Annotated in this window: 11 protein-coding genes and 1 pseudogene; 7 read left to right on the top strand and 5 right to left on the bottom strand. The window is 71.6% G+C overall.

What is annotated here, in order from left to right:
* The coding region (locus G6024_RS13490) for an NAD(P)/FAD-dependent oxidoreductase (RefSeq protein WP_159148918.1) at window positions 1-979 on the bottom strand (979 nt) is incomplete at its 3' end.
* Window positions 980-1,187: 208 nt separating this feature from the next.
* Here G6024_RS13490 and G6024_RS13485 point away from each other — a divergent pair.
* The 5 genes from G6024_RS13485 to G6024_RS13465 all read left to right on the top strand — a co-directional run bounded on the left by G6024_RS13485 (window position 1,188) and on the right by G6024_RS13465 (window position 5,182).
* Complete coding sequence (locus G6024_RS13485) at window positions 1,188-2,612, top strand: acyltransferase family protein (RefSeq protein ID WP_182640388.1); 1,425 nt, start codon at window positions 1,188-1,190, stop codon at window positions 2,610-2,612.
* Between the two features lie 74 nt (window positions 2,613-2,686).
* The gene (locus G6024_RS13480; protein ID WP_067714393.1) at window positions 2,687-2,884 is read left to right on the top strand and encodes a hypothetical protein; all 198 of its coding nucleotides are present in this window, start codon (window positions 2,687-2,689) and stop codon (window positions 2,882-2,884) included.
* Between the two features lie 351 nt (window positions 2,885-3,235).
* Complete coding sequence (locus G6024_RS13475; RefSeq protein WP_069390476.1) at window positions 3,236-3,601, top strand: YciI family protein; 366 nt, start codon at window positions 3,236-3,238, stop codon at window positions 3,599-3,601.
* A gap of 106 nt (window positions 3,602-3,707) precedes the next feature.
* A complete protein-coding gene (locus G6024_RS13470) occupies window positions 3,708-4,946 on the top strand; it encodes an RNA polymerase sigma factor (protein WP_235027907.1) in 1,239 nt (412 codons plus the stop codon).
* A 92-nt stretch (window positions 4,947-5,038) separates the two neighbouring features.
* Window positions 5,039-5,182, top strand: coding sequence for a hypothetical protein (locus G6024_RS13465; protein WP_182640387.1), 144 nt, complete (start codon window positions 5,039-5,041; stop codon window positions 5,180-5,182).
* A gap of 158 nt (window positions 5,183-5,340) precedes the next feature.
* Here G6024_RS13465 and meaB read toward each other — a convergent pair whose 3' ends face one another.
* The 3 genes from meaB to G6024_RS13450 form a co-directional block, all read right to left on the bottom strand.
* Window positions 5,341-6,348 carry a methylmalonyl Co-A mutase-associated GTPase MeaB gene (meaB, locus tag G6024_RS13460; protein ID WP_067714387.1) on the bottom strand — a complete coding sequence of 336 codons (1,008 nt, stop codon included), beginning with the start codon at window positions 6,346-6,348 and terminating at the stop codon, window positions 5,341-5,343.
* Between the two features lie 92 nt (window positions 6,349-6,440).
* Window positions 6,441-8,747, bottom strand: a complete 2,307-nt coding sequence (gene scpA / locus G6024_RS13455) for a methylmalonyl-CoA mutase (protein WP_067714383.1) — start codon at window positions 8,745-8,747, stop codon at window positions 6,441-6,443.
* A gap of 1 nt (window position 8,748) precedes the next feature.
* Complete coding sequence (locus G6024_RS13450; RefSeq protein ID WP_200841573.1) at window positions 8,749-10,587, bottom strand: methylmalonyl-CoA mutase family protein; 1,839 nt, start codon at window positions 10,585-10,587, stop codon at window positions 8,749-8,751.
* A gap of 96 nt (window positions 10,588-10,683) precedes the next feature.
* Between G6024_RS13450 and G6024_RS13445 the strand changes: the two genes are divergently transcribed.
* Window positions 10,684-11,361 carry a TVP38/TMEM64 family protein gene (locus tag G6024_RS13445; RefSeq protein ID WP_338402919.1) on the top strand — a complete coding sequence of 226 codons (678 nt, stop codon included), beginning with the start codon at window positions 10,684-10,686 and terminating at the stop codon, window positions 11,359-11,361.
* On the opposite strand, the gene G6024_RS13440 is transcribed toward G6024_RS13445, so the two are convergent.
* On the bottom strand, window positions 11,345-12,166 hold the full coding sequence (locus G6024_RS13440) for a DUF3097 domain-containing protein (RefSeq protein WP_182640386.1): 822 nt from the start codon (window positions 12,164-12,166) through the stop codon (window positions 11,345-11,347). The genes G6024_RS13445 and G6024_RS13440 overlap by 17 nt on opposite strands.
* 67 nt (window positions 12,167-12,233) lie before the next feature.
* On the opposite strand from G6024_RS13440, the pseudogene G6024_RS13435 reads away from it, so the two are divergent.
* Window positions 12,234-12,673 (top strand): annotated as a pseudogene (locus tag G6024_RS13435) (hypothetical protein); the annotation flags it as partial.

The following is a 12,673-nucleotide window of genomic DNA, read 5'->3' as shown; positions in this document are numbered from 1 at the left end:
GCCCGCGCAGCGAGGTCGCGCACGCCACGCCGGCCGCGGCGCCGGTGCCCACGGCGATCGGCACGAGCTGCAGGCCGGTCACGATGTCGCCGGCGGCGTACACGCCGTCGACGCTGGTCAGCTGCATCGCGTTGACGGTGAGACCGCCCTCGTCGTCCAGCTCGCAGCCCAGGGACGTCGCGAGCTCGTTCGTCGGGTGGTGCGCGTAGGAGAAGAACACCTTCGACCCCGCGATCACCCTCCCGTCCGCGAGCCGGACCCCCTCCAGCTGGCCGGGGTCGCCGACGAGCTCCCGGGCGACCCCGTCGATCACCTCGATGTCGTGCTCCGCGCAGGCGGCCCGCTGATCGTCGTCGAAGGCCGGGTCGGAGTCGCTCTCGGTGACGATGACCACCTCCGACGCCCAGTCCAGCAATTCGGACGCGTAGGCGGGCACATGCGCGCCCACGCCGAGCACGATGATCCGCCGGCCGGCGGCGGTGAGGCCGTCGCAGGCGGGACAGTGGTGCACGTCGACCCCGTAGTGGTCGTCGATCCCCGCGAGGTCGGGTAGCCGGTCGCGCACGCCGGTGGCGAGGATGATCCGCCTGGCGGTGACCGTGACGGGGTTCTCGTCACCACCATCCGTTGTGGCGCCGGGTGCGATTCGGGCGACGAACCGGTCGTCGGATTCCCTGACCAGGTCGGTGACGACTCCACCGAGTCGTCGGACGGTCGGGTACTCGCGAAGACCCTCGTCGACGTCGGCGTAGAACTCGGCGGGTGTGGTGGGGCCGGTGCCGAGCATGCCGTGGATCCGCTGCGCCGCGAGATTGCGCTGGCACCCGGCGTCGACGAGCAGGGTGGAGCGCTGATACCGGCCGACCCAGGTGGCGGCCGACAGGCCCGCCGGGCCCCCGCCGATCACCAGGACGTCCACGGCCTCCGGCGGGTGGTCGTCCACGGCGTCGGACCCGGGGTCGGTGGGGGCGTCGGTCATGGCTCTCCGATCGGGAAACGGGTGATGCCACCCTACGAAAACCGGTGCCGACCGACCACCGGCCCGCCCCCGGAGTGATCGGACCCGGAGGCGCGGGCGGTCGATGGACGGAACTAGAACCGGTGTTAGGCTCCTCCGGATGTTCCGGGCGGCCTCTGGGCCCTCCCGGGCACCGCCGTCATCCCACCTCACCGCCCCGGGAGAGTCCATGAGGTCTGTCGCCACCGCCCTGATCGTCGTCGCGGGCGGGGCGGTCGTCGCCGGGGTCTCCGCACGTCGCGCAGCGGTGGCCTCCGGCGAGGCCGAGCCTGCGGTGGTCACCGTCCGGAACGCCGTGGCCACCGCGCGGGAGACCGTGCGTAGGCGGATCCGGCAACGCGCCGAGGTGACCGTACCGGCGGCAGGCCCCGGTGCGGCGTCCTTCGAGGGTGCGGGCCACGCGACGGCCACCCGTTCGGGATACCCGGCGGGCAGGGACACGACTTCGGCCGGCTCGGCGCCACGCCGACTCGCCGGGGCCCGGGGATTCGTCCCCGCCCTCGAGGGGATCCGTGGCCTCGCGGCCGTCGGGGTGCTGACCACCCACGTCGCCTTCGTCACCCGCGCGTCCACCGGGTCACCCGTCAAACGGCTGTTCGGGCGACTCGACCTGGCGGTCGCCGTCTTCTTCGCCAAATCCGGGTTCCTGCTGTGGCGAGCCCACGCCGCCCACGCGCGCAGGGACGAGCCGGGAACCGCCCGGCCGACCCGCGAGTACCTCCGCTCGCGTCTCGTGCGGATCCTGCCGTCGTACGCGGTGCTGGTCGCCGCCGCGATGCTGCTGCTCGAGCAGAACCACGTCAACGGCCCGGATTCCTGGATCGCCAACCTGACCCTCACGCAGATCTACACGTCGAACTTCCTCGTCGCCGGGCTGACGCACGCGTGGTCGCTGGCCGTGGAGATGGCGTACTACCTCGCCTTCCCGCTGCTGTGGACCGCGATGAAGGACCTGCGCGGCGACTCCGCCCGGTGGCGTATCCCGGCGATCGCCGCGTTCGGTGCCTCGGGTCTCGTGTTCCCGATGCTCCCGTGGCACGCCCTCGGCATCCTGCCGGCCGACGTCAACGTCCAGATCCTCCCGCCGTCGTTCGCCGCCTGGTTCGCCGCGGGGATGCTGCTGGCCGAGGTCGTCACCGCGCCCCCCGGCACGCTCGCTCGGATGTGTCGCGATCGACTCGCGAGGTGGGGGTGGTGGCTCGCCGGCGGCGCTGCCCTGGTCGCCACCACCGTTCCCGGATGGTTCTCCGAGGGATTCGTCCACCCGGGCCCCGTCGAGTTCGCGGCCCGGACCGGTCTGGCGGGCACGATGGCGTTCCTCGTCCTGGCCCCGGTGGTCCTCGCCCCGGAGGGCACGCGGTTCCCGGTCCTGGAGTCCGCGCCGTTGCAGAAGGTCGGCACCTGGTCGTACGGAATCTTCCTGTGGCATCAGCTCGTCCTGCACGCCGCGTTCCCCCTCACCCGCACGCGGCTATGGGACCAGCGGATGGGGGTCATCTGGCCCGTCACCGTGGCCGGCTCGCTGGCCGCGGGCGCAGCGAGCCACCGGTTCATCGAGGAACCGGCACGAAAGCTGCTCTCCCCGCACGCCTGAATTCGGCGCCGAGTTCTCGTAGGGTGAGCGCACAACCGCGGACACGCGCACGCTCACGACGAAGGAGAACAGCTATGGGTTACATCGGCGGCGGAGTGGTCCTCGTGGTGCTCGGCGCGATACTCATGTACGCGGTCGAGATCAGCATTCCGGGTATCGACTCGAACACCCTCGCGGTGATCCTGATGGTGGCCGGTGTGGTGCTCTTCGTGATCGGTCTGCTGTTCGCGATGCGCTCGCGGAGCCGTCGGGTGCCGGACGAACGGTACTGAACCGGAGCGTCGGCGGGCTCGGAGTCGGCATCTGTCGTCTCCCCCGTCGCCTCCTGTCTGACTCCATTCGCGTCCGCGTCGTTCACAGACGAGCTGTCGCGTGTGGGTGAGCATGCCGGCGTGTGCATCCGACCCTGACGGCTGTGAGCCTCGTGTGCCCGCGAGAGTGTAGTCGCGCGGCCTCTGAGACAGCCGCGGGCGACATCTCCTGCGCGGATGCCCCGGGAGCGGAATCAGCGAGCGCGGAGATTCATTCTGCGGACCTGTCGATCTTCGGGTGCCCGTTCGTCAAGAAGGTGTCGGCGCACTTCACCGCGGCCGGCATCCACCAGTCACAGTCAGGAGATCGACATGAAGTACGTGCTTCTACTCTTCGGCAACATCGACGACGTCCGGTGCGGGGAGGCCGGGCCGGAGGGGGCCGTCGAGGGGCCCGGACCGGAGGCGTTCATGGCGTTCGATGCCGAACTCGAGGCCGCGGGGGTCCTCGCCGGCGGTTTCGCCCTGCACGACCCGGAGACCGCGGTCAGTCTCGCGGCCCCCGCCGGTGGCGGCGACCCCGTCATCACCTCGGGTCCGTTCGCGGAGAGCCGCGAGTTCGTCGGGGGCACGATCATCATCGACGTGCCCGACATCGACGCGGCGCTCGCGTGGGCGCGGCGATGCCCGGGAGTGCATGGTGGCCGGGTCGAGGTCCGGGCCATCGCAGAGTACTGACGGACGCCGGGCACCGGTGACCGAGGGACCAGGAGACGCCGTGGGCACCGAGCGCGGGGCGCCCGGTGACCGCCGACCCGGGGAGTGCGAGAGCGCGGCCCCGGGTCTGGCGGTTCGCGACGTGCTCGGCGCGCTGCGCCGGGAGGACCGCTCGCGACTGCTCGCGGCTCTCGTGGCGCGGTTCGGAGACCTCGACCTCGCGGAGGACGCGACGCAGGACGCCTTCGCGGCCGCGCTGGAGAAGTGGCCGGTCACCGGTGTGCCGGACAAGCCCCTGGCCTGGCTCATGACGACCGCGGCGCGGAAGGCGATCGACCGACTCCGGCGACAGCGGGCTCTGACGGAGCGGTTGGCCCGGCTGCACGTCGAGCAGGAACACCGGGTGGCCCGTGCGGTGGAGGTCTCGCCCGCGGATCCGGACGAAATCCCGGATGAGCGTCTCGAGCTGTTCTTCGCCTGCTGCCACCCCACCCTGAGGGTCGAGGAGCAGGTCGTGCTCACGCTCCGGTACCTGGCGGGGCTGACCACCGCCGAGATCGCCCAGGCGTTCCTGGTGCCGGTGCCCACGATGCAGCAGCGGCTGGTCAGGGCGAAGAGGCGGATGCGGGTCACCCGGATCCCGGTGCGGGTACCCGGGAGCGCGGAGCTTCCCGACCGGCTCTCGGCCGTCCTGGCGGCGATCTATCTGGTCTTCTCCGAGGGGTACGCCGCCACGGAGGGGGCGAACCACCTGAGGAGGGATCTGACGCAGGAGGCGATCCGGCTGGCCCGGATCGTCCATCGTCTGATGCCCACCCAGCCGGAGGTCACCGGTCTGCTGGCGTTGATGGTGCTGATCGAGGCACGGGCGCCCGCACGGACCGGTCGCGACGGGATGCCCGTTCCCCTGCCGGACCAGGACCGCCGCACGTGGGACCGTCTCCTGCTGGAGGAAGGCCTGTCGCTCGCACAGCAGGCTGCCGCGGGCGGCCCGGGCCCGTACTCCGTTCAGGGCGCCATCGCCGCCGTGCACGCCGAGGCCCCGGACTTCGCGTCGACGGACTGGCGGCAGATCGTGGCCCTCTACGATGTGCTCGTGATCCTCGCTCCCGGCCCGGTGGTCCGGATGGCGCGGGCGGTGGCCATCGGGCGACGAGACGGGCCGGAGGCGGGGATCGCCCACCTGGACGAGTTGTCCGCGGACCCGGCGCTCGCCGAGCACCATCCGTTCCACGAGGCGAGGGCGGTCACCCTGGAGTTGCTCGGGCGTCCGGAGGAGGCGCGCCGGGCGTGGGCCCGCGCCCACGCACTCGCCCGCAACGAGGCCGAGCGTGACTACCTCCTGCAGCGCTGGTGGGACGCCTGAAGGACGTGGGGCGTGCCCGCACATCCCTCCTTCCCCCACCCGGCCCCGCAGGATAGCCCCGCCGTGTCCCCGCCGACGAGGGCATCGTCGGCGTGGGCATCGTCGGCGTGGCCCGGATCGTCCGAAACCTCCTCCGCGACGCGGACGCCCGCCGGCGGGTTCTCGCCATGCGCAGGACCTTCGTCGCGCACGACCAGCACATGAGCGCGGTCGGGTTCGTACTGCGCAAACGCTGACCACGCCGCGGCACACGAAATCCGCTACTCTCCCTCCGGATTCGCTACCCGATTCCGAGTAGCAGATTGGCAGTGCGAGTAGCGGATTTGGTGTGGGCGGTCGGGGGCGGTGCGAAGCCTGCGCATTGCGCACTGCGCAAGACGGTGCCCGGCGGGGCTCAGGAGTCGAAGGCGTCGATGATCGCCTGCGCAGCGAGGGCCGCGGTGAGCGTGCCCTCGCGCACCTGCTGCTCCACTTCCGGGGCGATCCTGCGCACCTCCGGATCGGCGGCCAGCCGGGCCATCAGCGTGTCGTGGACCATGGACCACGTCCAGTCCACCTGCTGACGCGCCCTCCGCGCCTCCACCTCGCCGATCCCGTTCATCGTGTCCTGATGCGAGCGGACGGAGTTCCAGAAGCGGTCCAGTCCCTCGGCCTCCAGTCCCGACATGGTCAGGACGGGCACCTTCCACACCGCGTCGGCAGGACGCACCAACCGTAGGGCGGCCCCGAGTTCGCGGGCGGCCCGCGAGGCGTCTTTGACGTGCGGGCCGTCCGCTTTGTTCACCGCGACGATGTCCGCCAACTCGAGGACACCCTTCTTGATGCCCTGCAGCTGGTCGCCGGTGCGGGCGAGGGTGAGGAACGTGAAGCAGTCGACCATCCCGGCCACCGTCACCTCGGACTGGCCGACGCCGACGGTCTCCACGAGGATCACGTCGAACCCGGCGGCCTCGAGCAGGACCATCGTCTCCCGCGTGGCCTTCGCCACGCCCCCGAGCGTGCCGGACGTGGGCGAGGGCCGGATGTAGGCCCTCGGTTCCGTGGACAGGGTGGCCATGCGGGTCTTGTCGCCGAGGATCGAGCCGCCGGTGCGGGTGGACGACGGGTCGACGGCGAGGACCGCGACCTTGAGGCCCTGCTCCACCAGGTACAGGCCGAAGGACTCGATGAACGTCGACTTGCCGACCCCCGGCACCCCGGTGATGCCGATCCGCAGCGCCCCACCGGCGTGCGGCAGCGCGCCCAACAGGAGCTGTTGGGCCTTCTCCCGGTGCGCCGGGTTCGTGGACTCCAGCAGTGTGATCGCGCGGGCAAGGACCGGGCGGTGGTCTTCGAGCACGCCGGCGAGCAGTGCGTCGACATCGATCTCGCGCCGCGGACGTGGCCCGGTGGCCGAGGGCACCGGTCCACGCACCGAGCCGGTGCCGGCCGTGGTAGACAGACTGCCCGACAGGTTGCCCGAACCGGCCGGGTCGGGTCCGGAGCCGAGGCGGGTCAGGACGTCACCTCCGAGCCGGCCCCCTCACCCGAGGCGGCCGACGAGAGGTCGTGGCCGAGCTCGCCGGCGAGCGCGTCGAGCAGCCCGATGGCGGCCTCGGCGATCACGGTGCCCGGCGGGTAGATCGCGGCGGCCCCGGCATCGTAGAGCTCCTGGAAGTCACCCGGCGGGATGACGCCACCGACCGTGACCATGATGTCCTCGCGCCCCACCCCGGCGAGCGCCGAACGCAGTGCGGGTACCAGGGTCAGGTGACCCGCGGCCAGGGAGGACACGCCCACAACGTGCACGTCGGCGTCGGCGGCCTGCTGGGCCACCTCCTCCGGCGTCTGGAACAACGGGCCCATGTCGACGTCGAACCCGAGGTCGGCGAACGCGGTGCCCACGACCTTCTGACCGCGGTCGTGGCCGTCCTGTCCCATCTTGGCCAGCAGGATGCGGGGACGGCGCCCCTCCTGCTCGGCGAACGCGTCGGCCATCCGCATGGCCCGGGTGACGTTGTCCACGGCGCCCTCCTTGGTGACCTCCTGCCGGTATACACCGGACAGGGTCTTGATCTCCGCTTTGTGACGACCGTAGACCTTCTCCAGCGCGTCGGAGATCTCCCCGATGCTGGCGTACGCGCGGGCCGCGTCGATCGCGAGGGCGAGGAGGTTGTCGTCCATATCGCTGCCCGCCCCGCCGGAGGCGGCCTCGGTCAGGCGGGTGAGGGCTGCCTGGCAGGCGTCCTCGTCCCGTTCCGCCCGCAGCTTGTCCAGTTTCGCCAGCTGCTCGGTGCGGACCCGGGAGTTGTCGACCTTGAGGACGTCGATCTCCTGGTCCTCGGTCACAACGTACTTGTTCACGCCGATCACGGGCTGACGACCGGAGTCGATGCGCGCCTGGGTCCGGGCGGCGGCCTCCTCGATGCGGAGCTTGGGGATGCCCTCCCCGATCGCCTGGGCCATGCCGCCGGCCTCCTCGATCTCGAGGAGGTGCAGACGGGCCTTGTCGGCGAGCTGGGCGGTGAGCCACTCGATGTAGTACGAGCCGGCCCACGGGTCGATCGGCCGCGTGGTCCCGGACTCCTGCTGCAGGAGCAACTGCGTGTTGCGGGCGATCCGCGCGGAGAAATCGGTGGGCAGAGCCAGCGCCTCGTCGAGGGCGTTGGTGTGCAGCGACTGCGTGTGACCCTGGGTGGACGCCATGGCCTCGATGCAGGTCCGCGCGACGTTGTTGAAGACGTCCTGCGCGGTCAGGGACCACCCCGACGTCTGCGAGTGGGTCCGCAGCGACTTGGACTTGGCGTTCTTCGGCCCGAACTTCTCGACCAGCTCGCTCCACAGCAGACGCCCCGCGCGCAGCTTGGCGATCTCCATGGAGAAGTTCATGCCGATGGCCCAGAAGAACGACAGGCGGGGCGCGAACTTGTCGATGTCCAACCCGGCGTCCAGACCGGCGCGGAGGTACTCCACGCCGTCGGCCAGCGTGTACGCCAGCTCGAGATCGGCCGTCGCACCGGCCTCCTGGATGTGGTAACCGGAGATGGAGATCGAGTTGAAGCGCGGCATCATCTTCGACGTGTAGGCGAAGATGTCCGAGATGATCCGCATGGAGGGCTTGGGCGGATAGATGTAGGTGTTGCGGACCATGAACTCCTTGAGGATGTCGTTCTGGATGGTCCCCGCGAGCTGGTCCGGCGTCACCCCCTGCTCCTCGGCCGCCACCACGTAGAACGCGAGGATCGGCAGGACGGCGCCGTTCATCGTCATCGACACCGACACCGACGACAGGTCGATGCCGTCGAACAACTCGCGCATGTCCAGGATGGAGTCGATCGCCACCCCGGCCATGCCGACGTCGCCGGCGACCCGCGGGTGATCGGAGTCGTACCCACGGTGCGTGGCCAGGTCGAACGCCACCGACAGGCCCTTCTGGCCGGCTGCGAGGTTGCGCCGGTAGAAGGCGTTGGACTCAGCGGCCGTGGAGAACCCCGCGTACTGGCGGATGGTCCACGGCTGGTTGACGTACATCGACGGGTAGGGCCCGCGGAGGAAGGGTGCCGCACCCGGCACCGTGTCCAACGGGAAGGGGGTGACCTCCTCGCCGTCGTCGGTCGGGGCGGTGCCCGCCTCCACGGCGTCACGGTCGGCCTTGGTGTAGACGCGCTTGACGTCGATACCCTCCGGCGTCTCCCACGTCGGGTCCGCGTCGACGCCGGGACCCACCTCGTGGTCGGCCGTGGTCTCGACACCGTCCGGCAGGGGCGCCCCCTCGGAGGTCTCCCGCAACGGGGTGGTGCTGAAATCGGGGAAGGTCGTCATGTCACTGCACTCCCAGCTGGTCGAGGAGGGTGGTCAGGGCGGCGACGGCATCGATGCCGAGGGCCAGGTACCCGTCCGGGCGGTCGGTGGTGTCGGCGGGGAAGCCCTTCTCGGCGCCGGCGAGGTACACCGTCGACACCCCGGCGTCCCGGAGCGCGCGGACGGCGTCGGCGCCCTCGGTCGCGTAGCGCTTGTCCGCGCCGCAGAGCACGGCGATCCGCTCGCCCTCGTGCGCCCCGGCGTACTGCCCGGCCTCGGTGACGACCGGATTGCGTGCCTCGATGCCGCCGGCGGCGAGCAGGTTGGCCACGAACGTCACGCGGGGAGTCGTCTCGGCCTGGGGGCCGAGGCCCGCGATCAGGACGGTCGGGCGGGAGCCGGTGGCCTCCAGGTGCGCGTCGGACCGGTCCCGCAGGTCCTCGAACGCGCGGCCGTAGCGGTAGTCGTCGCCGCCACGGCGAGAGGCGTCGAGGGGCTGCTCGTCGAGATCGGGGAACTCGGACACACCGGTGATCGGGGCCGTGCGGTGGGCGATGTCGGCGTCGCGTGCCTCGCGTACGCGGGCGATGGCGTCGGCGACGGTCCCCGAGGAGATCGCGGCGGTCAGGCCGCCCTCCGCCTCGATCGTCTGCAACGCCGACCACGCGGCGTCGGCGAGCGCGTCGGTGAGCGACTCGACGTACCAGGAGCCACCGGCCGGGTCCACGACGTGTCCGAGATGCGACTCCTCGAGCAGCAGGAGCTGGGTGTTGCGGGCGATACGCGCGGCGAAGGCATGGGAGGTGCTCTCGAGGCCCCCCGGCACCGAGGCATCGAACGGGAGGACCGTCACCGAGGTGGCGCCGCCGACCCCGGCGCCGAACGCGGCGAGGGTGGTCCGGAGCATGTTCACCCACGGGTCCCGGCGCGACATCATCGCCATGGAGGTCACCGCGTGCTGCGGAGCGCCACCGGCCTCGGGAGCGCCGAGGAGTTCGGCGACGCGGGCCCACATGAGCCGTCCCGCGCGGAACTTGGCGATCGACGCGAACTGGTCATCGGTGGCGGCGAGCCGGAACGAGATCTGGCGCAGCGCGGCGGCGGCGGACAGTCCCGCCGACATCAGCGCCCGCACGTACTCCAGTCCGGCGGCCACGGCGTAGGCCAACTCCTGGGCGTCGCCGGCGCCGTCGGCGTGGAAGACCGTGCCGTCGGCGACGAAGGTCCGGATGGTCTCCTCGCGCTCGGTGACGCGCGTGGCCAGCTGCACCGCGGCGTCGAGCTCGATCGTGCCGGTCCCCGCGTAGGCGGCGGTCACGGGCGCGGCCCCCAGGTCGGCGACGACGGCGGCGCGGTCGACGACCCCGTCACCCGCCTCGCGGCGCTCGTCGAGCAGGGCGAGGAACGACTCGGCGACCTCGACCAGGCCGGCACCGGAATCGAAGGTGACCGGGGCCAGATCCAGGTAGACGTCCTTGAGGACCGCTGCCAGCGCGGCGGGCTCGGCGGTGAGCCACAGTGCCGAGACCCCCTGGTTCAACAGGTCCAGGATCTCGGTGTTGACCTCGGAGGCCTCCCCCGTGACCGCGATGCGCGAGCTGACGTGCCAGCCGCTCTCGGGCAGCCCCGACCGGCCCCCGCCGCGGACGTACGGGAACTGCCCGGGCGCGGGGCGCTCGGCGATCTCGTCTTCCCGCGTGTACAGCGGGTTGATCTCGATGCCGTCGCGTGTGGTGGCGACCAGTGCGCGCCAGGCGTCCTCGGGCATGTCGGCGGGATCCTTGCGGGCGGCCTTCGCGAGGACGGCTCCCACAGAGGCGTACCAGGAGCGAAGGTCTGGGCCTGTGGTCGAACTGGTCACCGGTACCTCGTTCTCGTGTGGAGTGAAGGGGGTCACCCCCGGACTCTAGTCCAGCCCCACCGGGGCCGGAACACGCCCTCGCGGCGAGGGGGACCTGTGGGGGACGACGTCCGCACCACGGCAACTACAGTCGTCCCGGTGCGGAACCGGGTGTTGGCGTGGGTGGCGGCCGTCGCGCTGGTGGTCCTGGTCGCGACCCTCGTGCCGACCCCGGGGCTGGAGCAGTTCCGTGAATGGGCCACGCGACTGGGTCCGTGGTTCCCCGTTGCCTTCTTCGCCGCCTACGCGCTCGTCACGGTCTCGCCCATCCCCCGGTCGACCTTCACCTACACCGCCGCGGTCCTGTTCACCCCGGCCGTGGCCATCCCGTGGACTCTCGTGGCCACCGGCATCGCGGCGACACTGGCGTTCGCCGGGGTCCGTCGCCTCGGTCACGACCGGACAGCCGCGCTGCGCGCGGATCCGCGGGTGGCCTCGATCGACGCACGACTGCGTCGGCGCGGGTGGCTCTCGGTGGGCAGTCTGCGGCTGGTACCCGCGGTGCCGTTCTCGGTGGTCAACTACGCCGCCGCGCTGACCTCGATCTCCTACCCGCAGTTCCTGCTGGCCACCCTCATCGGCAGTGCGCCCGGGACCGTCGCCGCGGTCCTCCTGGGGCATTCCCTGACCGAGGGTGACGGCACGGCCGCACTGTGGGCCACCGCTGGGTTCGCCCTGATCGGACTGGTGGGGATGGTCCTCGACGCCACGCTGCCGGTCAGGCCGGTTCGGTGACGAAGTCGACCAACCTCTCCACCGCTCCGAGCAACGCGGGTTCGATGTCCCGGTAGGTGCTCACGGAGGCGAGCACGTGGCGGAACCCGTCGGCGGGTTCGCCCCAGCCCAGCCGCCGGCAGATCCCCGTCTTCCAGTCCTCGCTGCGGGGGACCACCGGCCATTCGCGGATCCCCACGGCGGAGGGTTTGACCGCCTGCCAGATGTCCACGTACGGGTGGCCGGTCACGAGGACGTCCTGCCCCAGTCCGGCGACGATCCGCGATTCCTTGCTGCCCTCGACGAGGTGGTCCACCAACACGCCGAGTCTCGCCTGACGGGTGGGGCCGAACTCGGTGACCAGCGCGTGCAGATCGTCGATCCCGTGCAGCGGTTCGACCACCACGCCCTCGACCCGCAGATCGTGGCCCCAGATCTTCTCCACGAGCGCGGCGTCGTGGATGCCCTCGACCCAGATTCGCCCCGCGCGGGCCGAGCGGGCCCGCAGTCCCTCGACCTTCCGCGACCCCGACGCGGTGACCGCGGGCCCCCGCCGCGTTGCCGGGGCCGGCTTCCGCAGGGTGACCGGGGAGCCGTCGATGAGGAACGCCGAGGGGGTCATCGCGAAGATGCGCACCCGACCGCGCCGGTCCTCCAGTTTGACGAACTCGCCGTCGTAGGACCGGTCGAAACCCACCACGGCGCCGCAGAACCCGGATTCGGCGTCCTCCACCACCAGGTCCCGTTCGGCGTCGACGACGGGGACCTCCGGGCGGCGGCGTCGCGCCGTGCCGGACAGGATGTCGGAGCCGTACATGTCTGCCATGGCCAGACACGGTAGCCGTCGCCGCGCCGGGGGTGCCGGCGGCACACCGCCGGTAGGATTGATCGTCATGTCCCGACCCCTCACCCGCAGTACCGCGCTGTCCCCGGCGTGGCCGCTGCCGCTGTACCTCCTGCGCACCGCGTGGGCGGATCAACCGTTCGACGAGTTGACCTCGTACGTCTCCGGCCTGGCGGAGTCGCACCTGTTGGAGATCGTCGGAGCGCCTGTCCCGATGCTCGCCGAGGTCTCCCCCGCCGCCGGCCCGGCAGGACTCCTGCCCGGGCTCGTCACGACGCTGCGGCGCGCCGGGCGTTCGTATCCGGCGCCGGAGGCGCTGTCCCTGCTCACGACGGCGCCCGGGGACTCCTCGAGCCTGCCGCCGGTCCCGTCGGTTCGCGCGGACGTGGCCGACGCCGGGTGGGGGATCCTCGTCCGCGACCCCGGCTCACGGGACGCCGTGTGCCTGACCTGCGTCCAACCGCATCCCGAGGTGCTGCGGTGGCGGGC

The sequence above is a fragment of the Dietzia maris genome (genome assembly GCF_014144855.1).
In the GTDB taxonomy this organism is placed as follows: Bacteria; Actinomycetota; Actinomycetes; order Mycobacteriales; family Mycobacteriaceae; genus Dietzia; species Dietzia kunjamensis.
The sequence above is the reverse complement of the archived record's forward strand: the minus strand, read 5'-3'. Positions and strand labels throughout refer to the sequence as shown.

Coding starts and splice junctions, on each gene's coding strand:
- G6024_RS13485 (WP_182640388.1), top strand. CDS start 1,188: ATGAGGTCTGTCGCCACCGCCCTGATCGTCGTCGCGGGCGGGGCGGTC.
- G6024_RS13480 (WP_067714393.1), top strand. CDS start 2,687: ATGGGTTACATCGGCGGCGGAGTGGTCCTCGTGGTGCTCGGCGCGATA.
- G6024_RS13475 (WP_069390476.1), top strand. CDS start 3,236: ATGAAGTACGTGCTTCTACTCTTCGGCAACATCGACGACGTCCGGTGC.
- scpA (WP_067714383.1), bottom strand. CDS start 8,747: ATGACGACCTTCCCCGATTTCAGCACCACCCCGTTGCGGGAGACCTCC.
- G6024_RS13440 (WP_182640386.1), bottom strand. CDS start 12,166: ATGGCAGACATGTACGGCTCCGACATCCTGTCCGGCACGGCGCGACGC.